Origin of the sequence: Pseudoalteromonas sp. Z1A8 (genome assembly GCF_011378855.1) — a bacterium.
In the GTDB taxonomy this organism is placed as follows: domain Bacteria; phylum Pseudomonadota; class Gammaproteobacteria; order Enterobacterales; family Alteromonadaceae; genus Pseudoalteromonas.
This window is the reverse complement of the sequence record NZ_WTLB01000050.1, coordinates 1-15,103: the sequence shown is the minus strand read 5'-3', so window position 1 is coordinate 15,103 and position 15,103 is coordinate 1. Positions and strand designations below refer to the sequence as shown.

Below are 15,103 nucleotides of genomic sequence, written 5' to 3'. Positions count from 1 at the left end.
CCAAAACCATGCAGCCAAATTTAAAGCAACTTCATCAAAGCGCAATACACTCCCTAAACCAAGGTAAAATAGAGCAAGCACACAAAGCCCTAGTGGAGTTAGTTACACTCAAACCAGACTTTGCTGATGGGTATTTTTTGTTAGCTATGGTTAATTTAACTGTTGGGCAAATACACAAAGCAATAAAGCTCATCGAAAAAGCTCTTACCCTTGGCCAAAGTATTGAATACACCGCGCAACTTGCTAAATGTTACGCACTTACTGGCGAATTACAAAAAGCAAAAAACACCGCACTATCGGTGCCATTAAAACAAATAACTAAAGCCCTTGATGCCGACACACTTGGCGTTGCACTTACTCAAGCAGGCATTCACGAACACGCACTTAACTACTTTGAGCGCGCTATTAAACTGGCTACAGCGGCTAACAAAGCTCAATCCCCGTTTTATTATAACTACGGTGTAAGCGCTAAGTTTTTAGGGCTATTTGATAAAGCCCAACACGCTTTTGAAAATGCCATAGCGCTTAACCCGCTGCATCATCAAAGTCATTTTGCATTAAGTGATTTAACTAAAGTAAGTAAGCAAAACAACCATATTGAACGCTTAAAAAACGTGTTTGAGCAAGTAACACACCCCGATGCAAAATTGCATATAGGCCATGCACTCGCAAAAGAGTATCAAGATACTGGTGAATATTCAGAGGCTTTTAACGCGTTAGAGCAAGGTAAAGTAGCAAAACGTGCTGTGCAGCCGTTTGATCATAAAAGCTCAACTGAGTTATTTGAACATATTAAACGCTTAAGTGAACAGCACACACAAGCGCTAACACAGGGTAACCCAACGGCCGAACCTATTTTTGTATTAGGTATGCCCCGCTCTGGCACCACATTAGTTGAGCGTATTTTATCGAGCCACAGCGACGTGCAATCAGCCGGTGAATTACAAGACTTTGGCCTAAGCGTTAAAAAGCTAAGCCAAACACAAACACCTCACGTGCTCGACACTCAAACGCTCAGTAAAGCCTACGAGCTTGATTTTAATCAACTTGGGTCAACCTATTTAAACGCAACACGCGTAATAACAGGCAGCCATAAGCACTTTATAGATAAACTCCCGTTTAACTTTTTTTATATCGACTTAATAACCAAAGCACTGCCAAACGCCAAAATAATTTGTATGCTGCGCGACCCAATGGACACCTGTATTGGCAACTATCGCCAGTTATTCACCATTAATAACCCCTACTACGCGTACTCGCTCGATTTACTCGACACCGCTAAATTTTACAGCCGTTTTTACAAACTAATGCAGCACTTTAGCGCCCTGCACAGCAATATAAAATTAGTAAAATACGAAGAGTTAGTCGCACAGCCCGAGCAGCAAATAAAAGACTTAGTGAGCTTTTGTAACCTCGAATGGCAAGAACAGTGTATAGACTTTCACTTAAACACCGCACCGGTTTCTACCGCAAGCAAGGTGCAAGTACGCCAACCACTTAACAATAAAGCAATTGGCCGCTGGAAAGCGTTTAAGCCGAATACTGATGAAATTGAAGATTACTTTTTAAAGCAAAATATCAGTTTTGAGTAAAGGTTTTATAGCTTAGGAGTTAGGTGTGTGAACCAAGAATAACCCGCTTGTGCAAGTGTAGGTCGGATAAGCGAAGCGCCATCCGACACAGTAAAACACCTGGCCAATTATTATCAATATTTTATGTTGTCGAGTGAATAGAGAGTGCCAATAGCGAACCTTCAAGGCGTAAATCTGAAACTCTGTTGGGTGGCGCCTTCGGCTTAACCAACCTACCTTTTGACGTAGGTCGGATAAGTGGCGAAGCCACGTCATCCGACAAAAATGATGAATTGACTAGCAACAACACGACTTACCGCGTTTATGTTGTCGAGTGGCCAGAAAGTGCCATAAACTGAAAGTGGCAAAAGGCAAGACGCGACCCCATTATCACTGCTTGATTAAAAGTGTAAATGAGTCAAACGAACAAAGTGTTACTGCACTTATAACCTTGATAGACGTTGATTTACAACAAGGACAAACAGCGCACTCATATTATGGGACCTATATTAACGTTAATAATAGATTTTAATGCACTTTGTAACTTTTCATTTAACGGTTTCGGGTAGACTTCAATTAAAGAAACGGAGTCACATTTCTGAAAACTACAAAATGGTATAATGGCGTCTACAAAGGCAGTAATGACTGACGCTTGATCAAAGTTATGCTGCTCAAAGTTATGTTGCTCAAAGTTATGTTGCTCAAAATGTAGTGATTTAATCTCTAAATGAGATGTTTTTCTATGCACTTTACAATCCATACGACCAACAAATTCACCGCGATAAAGTAGCGGTAAGCAAAAGTAACCATACTGTCGTTTCACTGCAGGAACATAACATTCTAGTTGATAGTTATATTGAAAAAGCAACTTGAGCCGATCACGTTGAATGACACTATTATCGAATGGCGAAAGGATCAACATTCGGTTATTCAGACGGGGAAGGGGCCGTTCAATCGCCTCGGTTTCCACTAACAATATTTCACCGCTACTCATTTGCACTTGTTGTAAAATGTTTTGCACTAATCGTTCATCTACCAAGTTTTTCACTGCGTTGCGCAATTCGTTATCTCGACGTAAATAAGTCAAGCCTTTAAGTGAGGTAACCCCCAAGCAGCGGAACTGTTGATCGACAATGTGCGTGGCCAACTCATCCATACTGGGCATTTTTAAGTTTACCTCAGAAGGTAATACCCGTTCAGTTAGATCATACGTTTTTTGGAAACCTTCTCGGTTACTAACCATCAGGTCACCTTCCATATACAACTGTTCAAGTGCCTTTTTCGCAGGTTTCCAATCCCACCAACCTGCACGCTTTGTAGCATTTGACTCTAAATCTCGAGATCGCAACGGACCGTCGATACGTATGCGAGTTAATAATTCTTGCATCAGCTTGCTATCACGCTCTTTATGCCAATGAATTTGACCATTTTTAATCGCGTGTTTGTAAGGTAATGAGAAGCGAAAATCTTTAATCGGTAAAAAAGCGGCAGCGTGAGACCAGTACTCAAAAATGTCTTTATTGAGTAATAACTGATTGGTCATAGCGGGTTTGAAATTAGGTACTCTAGAGTTAAGAATATGATGATGAGCACGCTCTACCACCGAAATAGCATCAATCTGTACGTAACCAATATGGTTAATTGCATTACACGCACCAGCCAAACCACTGCCAAAAGCTTGTGTTTGTAGCAAACCTTGTGCTGACAGGGCAAGGCGGCGTAAACGCGCTAGCTCTTGAGGGTGTTTAATTTTAATCATATTTTCCTAAGAGATAATTAACGAGTATCCGTGCAACGTGTAAACCTAAACCTATTTTAAGGGGTTTGGTTTAAACCGAGCTCTTTTTGTTTTTTCTTTGTCAGGCCTAATGAAACAAGCCGATAAGACTCTTTAAGGTAATATGATAAGTCGTTATCAGTATCATCGTTGCTTTCGTAGTGTTGTATCCATTTCATTCCACGAGAAGCAAAATACGGTGCAGGCTTATAGCCAGGTATTTCACTGAGAAAATGAAAATTCAGTTCAGATGTTTTAAAAATAAAGGCTGGTTTATCACCTTCTCCCAACCCTCCTCCCAATCCGCCGATAGCAAAAACCTTTCCGCCGACTTTCCATACATGAGAGTTATGCCATTGGACCACATATGAGGTTGCTTCTAATGCGCGACAGAAATCATTAAATTCTTTATAGTTCATATTGTCGATCTTCGTTTGTATAGTCTATTGGCTATAGAGCCCATTATATGGACTTATAAATATATGAGCTCGCTTTATATTTTAGCGATAACGCGCATATAACCTACTGGCTAAAAATACGCCAATAAGCATTTCAAACCATGCGATTGGGACCAAAGTAACTGCCATTTCCCACGTTCCTAATCCTGAGTTTACAGACCCTATCCAAAAAACACCCAGCGTTGCCATGCAAGTAACAGTGGCTGATATAACGATCGATTTTACATTCTGACCAAAGCTTTGAGCGCACAACCAGTAAATAAATACCAAGGTACTCGCCAGTATCGTGTCCCATATTCCCCATATCAATGCATTACTGACAGCCATTGGTCCAACGACTAACTTTCCGGCATAGAAGGCCTCCATCATAGGAAACGCGACTAAAATAGCTCTTGCTACCTCGGCAACGTGGATCCAAATACTCGTTAGTAACATAACGACGATAAATTGCTTAAATTTTAATGTGTTATTCATAAATATCGTGTCTATTCTGATTTTTTATGGCTAATTAAAAGATAGATTCTGTAATGCATGCAACAATCTAAATTATTGAACTAAGAGTAACCAAAAATAGAATTCAAAGCATGATCAAGGACTGACTTTAATTCATCTTCAACCAGACCTACTTTTGCTTGAACAGCCAGCCCATAACTTACTGATAAAAGATAGTTAGTCAGTTTTTGAGCTGTTTGGCCTTGGGGCATATCCGTCTTCGCAATGCCAGACGCGAATAAACCTGTCAATGTTTGCTGAGTTTCTGTTCCTAATTTCTTCATATAAACAACCGCATCTTCTGGAAACGCAACACTATCTGATTCATTAACACTCTTTACAAGCAAACATCCACGGGGCGTTTCATCGCTGGTGAATAGCTCAATAAGTCCATAGAAACAAGCTTGTAACCGCGCTTTTAATGTTGCATCTGAGGGCTCTACTAGGTGTCTGTAGTTAACTTCTACATATTGTTTTTGATAATGTGCCAAAGCATCTTTGAACAATTGCTCTTTATTGACAAACGTTCCGTACAAACTCGACGTATTAATGCCAAGTTCAGAAGAAAGATTAGCAACAGAAGTACCCGAGAACCCATTGGCCCAAAATAACCGCATCGCTTTATCTAAAACGACTTCTTTATCAAACGCTCTTTTTCGTCCTGCTTTCACTCTGTGGCCCTTAAAAATAATATTAATTAACTCTATTTTGAAGCAGTCACTTCAAAATGTCAATTCGCCCTATTGACATTACAAAGTGATCGCTTCACAATTAACTCAATTCTGAAGCGATCGCTTCATAAGTATAAAATAAGTGAACTAAAAATGTTTAAAAAATTCGTACAAATTACTGCTCTATTCAACTTTCCAATCGCACTAGGCATGATTATTTCAGCGCTGATGGCACCTCAAGCAGACACGTTAATTATCACGGTGGTATTGGGCGTATCTTTTATGCTTATGGGCGCTGCGTTACTTTGGGCTACTTCAGACATTAAAACCCGTGCCCCTCTTATTGTTTGGAACGGATTGGTAAGAATGGTCGGCTTTATCATTGTTACATATGCCGCTTCATTAGGCTTGGCACCAAAGATCTTTGTCTATATTTCTGTCATGGATCTTATTACCGCCTTTGTTTACATCATTGGCAGTATGCGAGCATCCGAGCAGCCCTTTAAATCCCTATTTTTAGGCAAAACTCAGTAACTTATAAATTAATAATTTTAGCATTGATAACATTAACTTAAATAAACTACTTTTCAGGAGAAATATTATGACGATTAAAGCATTAAGAACACCAGAAGAAAGATTCTCTGTATTACCGGCCTTTCCTTACCAACCTAACTACATTGATGATTTAGCTGGTTTTGAGTCTTTACGCATGGCCTACATCGACGAGGGTGATTCCTCATCTGAAAACACTTTTTTATGTTTACACGGTGAGCCTTCATGGAGCTACTTATATAGAAAAATGCTTCCTATATTTACGGGCGCTGGTCATCGTGTTGTTGCGCCTGATTTGTTTGGCTTTGGTCGTTCAGATAAACCCGTTGATGAATCGGTTTATACCTTTGATTTTCACCGTGATAGTTTAATGCGATTAATTGAACGCCTTGATCTGAAAAATATTACGTTGGTCTGTCAAGACTGGGGCGGAATTCTAGGGTTAACAATCCCAATGGATATGCAAGATCGATTCAAAAATTTGATTGTTATGAACACGGCAATATCGGTGGGTGAAACCGCCCCTGAAGGGTTTTATCAGTGGCGAGATTTCTGCGCAAATGCCCCTGAAATACCAGTCGGTGGTTTATTTGCCTGTGACGCAGGGCCAGCCGTATCTGTGATGGATGTTATAGCTTACGATGCGCCATTTCCAGACAACAGCTATAAAGCAGGCGTAAGACGCTTTCCCGCCATGGTGCCTGTCGAGCCAACGATGGATGGTGTTGAGCACGGAAAACGCGCAAGAGAGTTTTGGTCAAAAGACTGGAACGGTCAAAGTTTCATGGCGATAGGCATGAAAGATACAGCTTTAGGCGAAGGCCCAATGGAGTACTTAAGAAGCTTTATTAAAGGCTGCCCTGAGCCCTTAAAAATTGCAGAAGCAGGACACTTTGTTCAAGAATACGGTGTTGAAATTGCAGAAAAAGCGCTTGTTCACTTAGAAATGAATAATAAATAGGCTATATCCAATGAATACAAATATAGAAAATAAAGTGATTGTTATAACGGGTGCAAGCAGTGGTTTAGGTGAAGCAACTGCGCGTTTTCTGGCTCAAAAAGGTGCTAAAGTCGTATTGGGTGCGCGTCGTAGTGAAAAACTAGCAGCTATCGTAAATGATATTCGTGCTGAGGGTGGCGAAGCTGAATATGTCACGATGGATGTCACCAAATCCGATCAGGTTAAAATGCTTGTCGACAAGGCGATTGAGACTTTTGGACGCTTAGATGTCATGGTCAATAATGCCGGCTTGATGTCAATTGCTCCGATGGCTGAGGTTAAGGTTGATGAATGGGATCGCATGGTCGACATTAATATCAAAGGGGTACTTTACGGTATCGCCGCTGCACTTCCCGTGTTTACCAAACAAAATAGTGGTCACTTTATTAATCTCGCTTCCGTTGCTGCACATAAAGTTTCACCGGGTTCGGCTGTCTATAGCGGTACAAAATTTGCGGTTAAAGCGATAACAGAAGGATTGAGAGCGGAAGTGGGTGGCAATATACGTACAACGCTATTATCACCTGGCTTAATTGATTCTGAATTAAAATTCGGTAGTTCGGATGAAGCCACCTCTCAATTTGTTCAAGATATTTATAAAGTCGCTATTCCAGCGTTATCTATTGCTAAAGCTGTCGCCTATGCGATTGAACAACCAGATGATGTCGATATTAACGAAATTATTATCAGACCAACAATTCAAGACTTCTAATCTAATGTGAGTGGATCCTGCCTTTTTTGTATTTTGTTTGGCAGGTCAACGTGAAACAGTTGCTTTAAAAGGTATAAAAAATGAAAAAAACACTCATTATTGGCGCTAATGGCCAGATTGGTAAAATAGTGGTTGAGTTGCTTCACAATCAGGATCGCCCAGTTGTCGCAATGGTTCGTAGCAAACAACAAGCTGAGAAGTTAGAAAATATGGGTGTAGAGGCTGTTGTTGGCGATCTTGAAACTGATTTTGAACACGCTTTTAAGGACTGCGATAAAGTAGTATTTAGTGCAGGTTCTGGCGGTAATACAGGCGACGATAAAACACTTCTAATAGATTTATGGGCAGCAAAAAAAGCAGTTGATTATTCTTTAAAGGAAGGTATACAACATTTTGTAATGGTAAGTGGTTTAGGCGCACAAGACCCTGACGAATTTGAATCAGAAATAAAACCCTATTTGGTGGCAAAGTATTTTGCCGATCAGTACCTATTATCCAGTGGCCTAAATTACACCATTCTTAGACCGGGACTCCTTACTAATGATAAAGGCAACGGGCTCATAACAACCACGCGTTCGACTTCTACGAATGATTTATTCATTAGCAGAGAAGATGTCGCTAAATCAATAGAGTATTACATTAATCGTAACGAAGTCAGTAACCAGATATTTGAACTTTATCATGGTAATGAAGTAATTAGCTCGGCATTAACCGCTAGCAATTAATTTATAACCAACGATTCGCTAACCACTATAAAATAATATATTAGCGAAAGAAGCTATTAATATTAGAGTTTTAAATAATATGCAAAACTACCTTCAAGAAATAGAAACAATCACTTCTAAAGCAGGTGAAACCGTTCCTTTACAAAGAAAAGCTTTTGAAAGAGGTTTTTCTTTTAAACACATGTCTTTTTATGAACAACTAGCGATATGGAGTTATATCTGGACTAACACAAAAGTGTATAGAGCAGAAATGTTTTGTTTGTATTTCTTGGAGGAGCATATTAAAAACAAAGATGAAATGCTGGCCGCTTGGCCAACGATTAAATTATGGCAAGACAAAATTAATCGATGGGAAACAAGCGATGGCATTTCAAAAATATATGCTCAATTAGTAGAATATGATGCAGCATTAATTTTGCCAATGTATAAAAAATGGAATACGTCTACAAACCCATGGCATAGAAGACAAAGCATAGTGGGTTTACTTTATTACAGCGCTCATAGAAAACACTATTTACCTTTTCAAGTACTTATAGATTTGGTAGCACCTTTAATTTCTGACCACGCTTATTATGTTGAAAAAGGAGTGGGTTGGACACTTAGAGAAATAGGAAATATATACCCTAAAGAGCAGGAAGAATTTCTATTTGAAAACGCAACTAAAATATGTGCTTATGGATATAGTGCAGGTACAGAAAAATGGGATAAAACAAAACGGGAAAAACTGAAGCAAATTAGAAAAGCAGCAAGAGTTTTAAATCGCAAAAATTCAATTTAAACATTTAAAAAGGAATAAATATGTCAAACAACAAACCAATATCAGCAGCGTTTCCTTTTGAATCTAAATTTCAAGCTGTATTAGATTCTAAAATGCATTATGTAGATGAAGGAGACAAAAGTTCTAAAGATACTTTTTTACTCATACACGGAAACCCTACATCAAGTTATTTATGGCGAAACATCATTCCGCATGTAAGTCCGTTAGGTCGTGTAGTTGTTCCCGATCTTATTGGAATGGGTAAGTCTGACAAGCCCGATATAGACTATACATTTGAAGACCATATTACCTATTTAGATGCGTTTATTGAAAAGTTAGCCTTAAAAAATATCATTATAGTCATTCAAGATTGGGGTTCTGCTTTAGGTTTTAACTATGCCAATCAGCATAGAGAAAATATAAAAGGGATTGTTTTTTTTGAAGCTATGTCTCAAGTTTCTTATTGGAAAAATACGACTAAAGAGACAGAAACATTATTTAAAAAATTTCGTGACCCTGCAGAAGGGCATGAAATGATTGTTAAAAACAACTTCTTTATTGAGGCTATGCTACCCATGATGGCGGGCAGAGAATTAACTCAAGAAGAAATGGACCATTACCGAGCGCCTTATTTGGAAGAAAAGAGCCGTAAACCACTGCTTATGTGGCCTGGTCAAATTTCGTTTGATGGCGTCCCAAAATTTACCACTGACATTGTTAATTCATATAATGAATACCACAAAAATTCAGATGTGCCTAAGTTGTTATTTTATGCAGAGCCAGGACTAATTATTAATCGAGAATTAGGTGAGCATATCGCTGAAACGTGGAAAAATATTACTGCAGTAGATTTAGGTGAAGGAAAGCATTATCTACAAGAGTCGCATCCACACGAAATTGGTGAAGGTATTGTCGATTGGTATAAAAAAGTTATTAAATAAACACTAATTATAGGGCTAGTGGTCAAATAGAAAAAATGCTTAAGCGTTATATTGGGTAGACTACGGAACCATGAGCAGATTTATTTGACCGCTATAATTTGACACTATAATTTGACCACGACAAAGAAAGTACCGATGGCAGCTAAATTATCCACGTTTGAAGCAGTCGATGGCTCTGCTACATTATATACCGCCACCAAAAATAGCCTTAGATGCACGGCTATTAAACTGAGAACAGGTGGTGTTTGTTTATATAGTCCAGTGTCAGGCCTCAGTGAAGAGGCTAAAGATAGCCTAATCGAATTAGGCGAAGTCCAATATCTACTCGCCCCTATACCTACCATAATACTGGTTTGATAGAATACTCAAAAGCCTACCCCAAAAGCTCATTTAGTGGCATCTGAGAGTGCTCATGCACGCTTGACTGACAGGACAGGGCTAACGTTCAAAGAATTATCATCGCTAGCCAATGCACTACCAGAAGGACTTACCCTAGAAGAACCCAGTGGTTTGAAAAATGGTGAGGTTTGGCTTATAGAGTCAGCGCAGATTGGCTATATTTGGCATGTTGTGGATGCCTTTTCGGGCCAAAAACATACTGAAGGCCCAATATGTGACATTGTAAAAATGGTTAAAGTATTTCCTAATTTTGGTATTAAAGATCGAAAAGTCTTTGCCAGCGCGGTAATGCAACTTATTGAAATTTCACCGCCTAAAATTTTACTTCCTTGTCATGGTGCTTTAATTAAGTCACCTGATCTAGCTGATAAGCTCCGTAATTTAATACTAGAACTTGGCTAGAGAAAAACGATACTTGTGTAATTTTAAAATAGTATCATTTGAATTAAATCATAGGTCTGGCTACTCATTTAGAGATGAATTTTCAAGTCGCTTTATGCCCATTTCCGCCTTAGGAAGCTAATCCACAGTCGCTCCAAAGCGCCTAAAAAACCAAAAAATTATAGCTAATATTAATTAGCTATAATAAAGACTACTTTTCCCAAGCAAATTTTTGAAAAGGTTTATCTACTGGCGTTTTTGCAATGTGATTTACCAGAAGAAGTGCACCTAAACCCTGAACGTGAAACCGTTAAAGTGGAGAGTGCATAACGAAGTGATCGCGACAACTAGTTTGACAAACACCGCCAACAGCACACTACTTTTACCATTATGACCGCTTGTTATTCAGTTTTTAAAACCAGCCCTTTCGATTGGGCAAATATCACTAGCGCAAATAGTATTTCGGTTATCCCGCCAATAAATGCGCCAATTACAAAATTGGCATTTAATATAATACATAACATGCCAAAAAACATAAGCAAAGCACCCAAAATCCAATAGATTTTCATGCCATATAAGGTGTTAAAAATTAAATAACGAACACCAATTATCATCAGCATTATTGGATAAAACCATTCAGCTTGAAGTTTTGCTACGTAAAACGCTAAAAACAAACCAACAAATAAAATAATAGTGCTTTCTAAGGCCAATTTACCTAATGGGTTTTTAGGGTCGTGATTGCCAGAGCGTTTAAGCGCTTTTGAAAGTAATATGGCTAAAGGATGTATAAACATGCCACCAAAAAACAAAGTAAGCATACTTACTTGATTTGAATGCAGTAGTGCGACAAAGCCAGCTATACACCAAACCAAGCCAGACACTAATACGCCCGTTCCACCACCAAAATATGCGAGGTTCATATTTTGTTGCGCATCTTCAAATTTCATAGTAATTCCTTAACTTTAAAACAAGAACCTAAGGCAGCATGATCGCACTAATAATAATTACAGCTCGTTACTCGAATACACACTTAAAATAGGAAACTTATGCTCGGCAAACGAGACGGTGACTGATTGTGTTTCACTACCTTTAAAACCGAGCTTAAATTCTATTGGCGTTAATCTGCTGCCATCTGCAAACAATGCTAATAAATGTTCTTGATTGAGCTCGCGGTTGCCTGACGATAAATTAGTTAGCGTAATAACTGCCCAGCGCTCGCCTTCGTTATTGCTCATAAGAACGTAATTTAAAATTGTGAAGTCAGATTTTTTAGGCGTTATTTTGTTATCGTTTGGAAACGATAAATGAATACTGCGGGGTATAGCACGATCAACATTTAATACATTATTAAGAGTGTTTGAGGTGTTGGCAGCGACTGCCGATGAAAACACGATAAAAATCAAAACTAAGGCTTTAAACACAGTGCAACTTCCCTTTATTAAATTGTGTTTTTAAAAACAATCGTTGAAAATTTATACTCTCAGTTTTTACCTATTATGTAAACGCACAATAATCATAATTTAACGTATATTTTGAATAAGCGCACATTCAGTGAGACTACTGTAAGGTTTATACCTTGAAAAGCTCGCGTAATCATAAGGTTATTAAACAGGAGTAAACTACATGCCAACCACACCTAAAAGTCCCCAAGCGGTTAATAATGCACAATCGGCTTTATTAAACCCTGAGCACAGCATTCAAGTAAGAGGCGCACGTGTTCATAACTTAAAAGATGTGGATGTAGATCTCCCCCGTAATTCACTTGTTGTTTTTACCGGTATATCGGGCTCGGGTAAGTCATCACTAGCCTTTGGAACATTATTTGCCGAATCGCAACATCGATATCTTGATTCGGTATCCCCTTATGCACGCAGATTAATAGATCAAGTAGATGAGCCCGATGTCGATTCAATTGAAGGGCTGCCACCTGCTGTTGCACTGCAACAACAACGGGGTGTGCCGTCGGTACGCTCATCTGTGGGCAGTGTAACTACAATATCTAACGCGCTACGTATGTTGTACTCGCGCGCAGGTGAATACCCAAAAGGCCAAGGTATACTTTATGCCGATGCGTTTTCGCCTAATACCCCGCAAGGCGCGTGCCCAGAATGCCACGGTATTGGCCGTGTATTTAACGTAACCGAAGAGCTGCTAGTGCCCGACCCCACTAAATCAATTAGAGAACGCGCAATAGCCGCGTGGCCTCCAGCATGGCAAGGTAAAAACCTAAGCCGAATACTGACCTCGTTAGGTTACGATATTGATAAACCTTGGAATACTCTGCCTAAAAAAGCACGCGATTGGATTTTATTTACCGACGATACGCCTACGGTGCCGGTATTTCCTGAGTACACACTTGAGCAAACACAAGCGGCTATTAAAAATGAAGAAAGCCCTAGTTACATGGGTACATTCTCGAGCGCTAAACGTTTTGTTTTACAATCGTTTGCGAGCACTCAAAGCCCACGTACTAAAAAGCGCGTGTCGCAGTATATGCAAATATCGCCCTGCCCACAGTGTAATGGCAAAAAGCTTAAAAAAGAGTCTCTATCGGTTAAATTTGCTGGACTTGATATTGGCGAAATCTCGCAGCTAACATTAAGTGAACTGGCTCAAACCCTTAGTATTGCTGCTAATAAAAAGCCTAAAAACAACACTTCTAACCCAGAAAAAGCCATAGTAGCAAAGCGTATAGCCAGCGACATTCTTAAACGCGTTGAAGCACTTACCAAACTTGGCTTAGGGTATTTATCGCTTGAACGCACCACCCCATCATTATCGCCTGGTGAATTACAGCGCCTTAGACTTGCTACGCAAATTCGCTCAAAACTGTTTGGGGTGGTTTATGTATTAGATGAACCTTCGGCAGGTTTACACCCAGCAGATACCCAAGCATTATTAGCCGCTTTAGATGAGCTAATAGCAGCGGGTAACTCGGTATTTGTGGTTGAGCACGACGTAAGTGTTATTCGCCACGCCGACTGGGTGGTTGATGTAGGCCCAAATGCAGGTACTCACGGCGGTAATATTGTTTATAGCGGCCCCGTTGAAGGCTTGCAAAAAGTGACCAGCTCGCACACTAGCCAATACCTTTTTAAAAATGATGAGAAGCTTTTAAGTCAAAGTAACAAACCACAACGCAGCGCAAAAGCATGGTTAAAGCTTACCGGTATTGAGCGTAATAATTTACAAAAACTCGATGTAGAATTTCCACTAGGTGTTATTACAAGCGTTACGGGCGTGTCTGGCTCTGGTAAATCGAGTTTAGTCAGCCAAGCTTTAGTTGAACTTGTTTACGATGCACTTGGGCAAAAATCGCTGCCACAAATACCTACAGACGAAGCCGAACTGCTCGACCAAGAGCTCGATATAACAACAGAGGGTAAAATTACTCAAGGCATTGAGCATATAAAACGCCTAATAACGGTTGATCAAAAAGCCATTGGACGCACACCTCGCTCCAACCTGGCAACTTACACGGGGTTATTCGATCATGTTCGTAAACTGTTTGCCAATACCAAAGAGGCTAAAGCACGTAAGTACGATGCAGGTCGTTTTTCGTTTAACGTAAAAAAAGGTCGCTGCGAAAACTGCGAAGGTGTTGGCTTTGTAAGCGTAGAGCTTTTATTTTTACCTAGTGTGTATTCGCCTTGCCCTGTGTGTAACGGCAAACGCTATAACGAAAAAACACTTGAGGTTACTTACAAGGATAAAACCATTGCCGATGTGCTTAATTTAACAGTTGAGTCGGCGCATACATTTTTTGCCGATGAACCCGCTATTTTACGCGCGCTAAATGCGTTGCTGCAAGTGGGCCTTGGTTACTTACGTTTGGGGCAACCAGCTACAGAACTCTCGGGCGGTGAAGCGCAGCGCATTAAACTTGCCACAGAGTTACAGCGCACACAACGCGGCGATACCCTCTATATTTTAGATGAACCAACCACAGGCCTACATCCTAAAGATGTGGCCATGCTAATGGCGCAGTTAAATGGGCTCGTTGATGCCGGCAACACCGTTATTATGGTTGAGCACGATATGCAAGTAGCCAGCAATAGTGATTGGGTTATTGATATAGGCCCTGGTGCGGGCGATGAAGGCGGGTTAATAGTGGCGCAAGGTAAACCTACCGATGTAGCTCAATCTAAAATAAGCCGAACAGCACCCTTTTTGAATAGCGCAATTTAGTTAGCAACTAAATACTAAATAACAAAAAAGAGCCAATGGCTCTTTTTTGTTATTAGCTTTTTAAAAAGCGTTCTATTTTAGGTTTTACTGTAACCGACATTATCAGCATTATAGTTAAACCTATTGGTAATGCAGCTAATAGCCCTTCAGTCCATCCAGTTACAAATACACGCATATCTGCATAGCCGATATTGTTAGTAGCAGTAACAAACGCCATCACCGACTCCATTATCAACGCCATAAAAACACTAATCACTAAATTACGTTTTAGCTCGCTACTAGGGCGTGTTTATCTTTGTGGATTGAAATTTGTTCAATCTAGGGGCGATTAAATCACGGCGCGAGGTTTGTAACCTAGTGGGCTAAGTAAAAACCGAGCAACAAAGAGTTAATAGTCCCTCATAGGTTAGACATTAAGAGAGAATTGGATTCAGGCCGCATTTTAATCGTCCTTTTTCTTTATCTCTTTTTGGGTTCGC

Annotated in this window: 16 protein-coding genes; 9 read left to right on the top strand and 7 right to left on the bottom strand. The window is 39.8% G+C overall.

The genetic code is table 11. The features are described 5' to 3' along the window. Nucleotides 1–8: 8 nt before the first annotated feature. The gene (locus tag GQR55_RS16400; protein WP_165741147.1) at nucleotides 9–1,592 is read left to right on the top strand and encodes a sulfotransferase; all 1,584 of its coding nucleotides are present in this window, start codon (nucleotides 9–11) and stop codon (nucleotides 1,590–1,592) included. 469 nt (nucleotides 1,593–2,061) lie between these two features. Here the strand turns inward: GQR55_RS16400 and GQR55_RS16395 are convergent, their stop codons facing one another. From GQR55_RS16395 to GQR55_RS16380, 4 genes are all read right to left on the bottom strand, one after another. After that, entirely contained in the window at nucleotides 2,062–3,330 is a 1,269-nt protein-coding gene (locus GQR55_RS16395; protein WP_165728945.1) for a crosslink repair DNA glycosylase YcaQ family protein, read from the bottom strand. Nucleotides 3,331–3,386: 56 nt separating this feature from the next. Further along, complete coding sequence (locus tag GQR55_RS16390; protein WP_165728946.1) at nucleotides 3,387–3,767, bottom strand: MmcQ/YjbR family DNA-binding protein; 381 nt, start codon at nucleotides 3,765–3,767, stop codon at nucleotides 3,387–3,389. 81 nt (nucleotides 3,768–3,848) lie between these two features. Next, nucleotides 3,849–4,280, bottom strand: coding sequence for a hypothetical protein (locus GQR55_RS16385; protein ID WP_165728947.1), 432 nt, complete (start codon nucleotides 4,278–4,280; stop codon nucleotides 3,849–3,851). A gap of 80 nt (nucleotides 4,281–4,360) precedes the next feature. Continuing rightward, nucleotides 4,361–4,969: a TetR/AcrR family transcriptional regulator gene (locus GQR55_RS16380; protein ID WP_165728948.1), complete on the bottom strand. Its 609-nt coding sequence runs from the start codon at nucleotides 4,967–4,969 to the stop codon at nucleotides 4,361–4,363. A gap of 153 nt (nucleotides 4,970–5,122) precedes the next feature. On the opposite strand from GQR55_RS16380, the gene GQR55_RS16375 reads away from it, so the two are divergent. The 7 genes from GQR55_RS16375 (at nucleotide 5,123) to GQR55_RS16345 (ending at nucleotide 10,457) form a co-directional block, all read left to right on the top strand. Beyond that, nucleotides 5,123–5,503, top strand: coding sequence for a hypothetical protein (locus GQR55_RS16375; RefSeq protein ID WP_165728949.1), 381 nt, complete (start codon nucleotides 5,123–5,125; stop codon nucleotides 5,501–5,503). A 67-nt stretch (nucleotides 5,504–5,570) separates the two neighbouring features. After that, nucleotides 5,571–6,482 (top strand): haloalkane dehalogenase, encoded by a 912-nt coding sequence (locus tag GQR55_RS16370; protein ID WP_110924242.1) that lies wholly within the window; start codon nucleotides 5,571–5,573, stop codon nucleotides 6,480–6,482. Nucleotides 6,483–6,492: 10 nt separating this feature from the next. After that, complete coding sequence (locus GQR55_RS16365) at nucleotides 6,493–7,233, top strand: SDR family oxidoreductase (protein ID WP_165728950.1); 741 nt, start codon at nucleotides 6,493–6,495, stop codon at nucleotides 7,231–7,233. Between the two features lie 80 nt (nucleotides 7,234–7,313). Further along, the gene (locus GQR55_RS16360; protein ID WP_166421438.1) at nucleotides 7,314–7,958 is read left to right on the top strand and encodes an SDR family oxidoreductase; all 645 of its coding nucleotides are present in this window, start codon (nucleotides 7,314–7,316) and stop codon (nucleotides 7,956–7,958) included. A 79-nt stretch (nucleotides 7,959–8,037) separates the two neighbouring features. Then, nucleotides 8,038–8,736, top strand: coding sequence for a DNA alkylation repair protein (locus GQR55_RS16355; RefSeq protein ID WP_166421437.1), 699 nt, complete (start codon nucleotides 8,038–8,040; stop codon nucleotides 8,734–8,736). A 20-nt stretch (nucleotides 8,737–8,756) separates the two neighbouring features. Then, nucleotides 8,757–9,656: a haloalkane dehalogenase gene (locus GQR55_RS16350; protein ID WP_165728953.1), complete on the top strand. Its 900-nt coding sequence runs from the start codon at nucleotides 8,757–8,759 to the stop codon at nucleotides 9,654–9,656. 393 nt (nucleotides 9,657–10,049) lie between these two features. After that, a complete protein-coding gene (locus GQR55_RS16345; RefSeq protein WP_165742160.1) occupies nucleotides 10,050–10,457 on the top strand; it encodes a hypothetical protein in 408 nt (135 codons plus the stop codon). A 380-nt stretch (nucleotides 10,458–10,837) separates the two neighbouring features. Here GQR55_RS16345 and GQR55_RS16340 read toward each other — a convergent pair whose 3' ends face one another. Together GQR55_RS16340 and GQR55_RS16335 are read right to left on the bottom strand one after the other, a co-directional pair. After that, nucleotides 10,838–11,383: a hypothetical protein gene (locus GQR55_RS16340; RefSeq protein WP_165728955.1), complete on the bottom strand. Its 546-nt coding sequence runs from the start codon at nucleotides 11,381–11,383 to the stop codon at nucleotides 10,838–10,840. Between the two features lie 57 nt (nucleotides 11,384–11,440). After that, a complete protein-coding gene (locus GQR55_RS16335; RefSeq protein ID WP_165728956.1) occupies nucleotides 11,441–11,857 on the bottom strand; it encodes a hypothetical protein in 417 nt (138 codons plus the stop codon). A 202-nt stretch (nucleotides 11,858–12,059) separates the two neighbouring features. Between GQR55_RS16335 and uvrA the strand changes: the two genes are divergently transcribed. After that, the gene (uvrA, locus tag GQR55_RS16330) at nucleotides 12,060–14,624 is read left to right on the top strand and encodes an excinuclease ABC subunit UvrA (protein WP_166421436.1); all 2,565 of its coding nucleotides are present in this window, start codon (nucleotides 12,060–12,062) and stop codon (nucleotides 14,622–14,624) included. A gap of 52 nt (nucleotides 14,625–14,676) precedes the next feature. On the opposite strand, the gene GQR55_RS16325 is transcribed toward uvrA, so the two are convergent. Continuing rightward, nucleotides 14,677–14,865: a DUF2798 domain-containing protein gene (locus tag GQR55_RS16325; RefSeq protein WP_231609700.1), complete on the bottom strand. Its 189-nt coding sequence runs from the start codon at nucleotides 14,863–14,865 to the stop codon at nucleotides 14,677–14,679. Nucleotides 14,866–15,103: the final 238 nt, after the last annotated feature.

Bases quoted from the DNA above. Each gene is read 5' to 3' on its own strand.
- GQR55_RS16400 (WP_165741147.1), top strand. From the start codon at position 9: ATGCAGCCAAATTTAAAGCAACTTCATCAAAGCGCAATACACTCCCTA.
- GQR55_RS16395 (WP_165728945.1), bottom strand. From the start codon at position 3,330: ATGATTAAAATTAAACACCCTCAAGAGCTAGCGCGTTTACGCCGCCTT.
- GQR55_RS16390 (WP_165728946.1), bottom strand. From the start codon at position 3,767: ATGAACTATAAAGAATTTAATGATTTCTGTCGCGCATTAGAAGCAACC.
- GQR55_RS16385 (WP_165728947.1), bottom strand. From the start codon at position 4,280: ATGAATAACACATTAAAATTTAAGCAATTTATCGTCGTTATGTTACTA.
- GQR55_RS16375 (WP_165728949.1), top strand. From the start codon at position 5,123: ATGTTTAAAAAATTCGTACAAATTACTGCTCTATTCAACTTTCCAATC.
- GQR55_RS16370 (WP_110924242.1), top strand. From the start codon at position 5,571: ATGACGATTAAAGCATTAAGAACACCAGAAGAAAGATTCTCTGTATTA.
- GQR55_RS16365 (WP_165728950.1), top strand. From the start codon at position 6,493: ATGAATACAAATATAGAAAATAAAGTGATTGTTATAACGGGTGCAAGC.
- GQR55_RS16360 (WP_166421438.1), top strand. From the start codon at position 7,314: ATGAAAAAAACACTCATTATTGGCGCTAATGGCCAGATTGGTAAAATA.
- GQR55_RS16355 (WP_166421437.1), top strand. From the start codon at position 8,038: ATGCAAAACTACCTTCAAGAAATAGAAACAATCACTTCTAAAGCAGGT.
- GQR55_RS16350 (WP_165728953.1), top strand. From the start codon at position 8,757: ATGTCAAACAACAAACCAATATCAGCAGCGTTTCCTTTTGAATCTAAA.
- GQR55_RS16340 (WP_165728955.1), bottom strand. From the start codon at position 11,383: ATGAAATTTGAAGATGCGCAACAAAATATGAACCTCGCATATTTTGGT.
- uvrA (WP_166421436.1), top strand. From the start codon at position 12,060: ATGCCAACCACACCTAAAAGTCCCCAAGCGGTTAATAATGCACAATCG.
- GQR55_RS16325 (WP_231609700.1), bottom strand. From the start codon at position 14,865: ATGGCGTTGATAATGGAGTCGGTGATGGCGTTTGTTACTGCTACTAAC.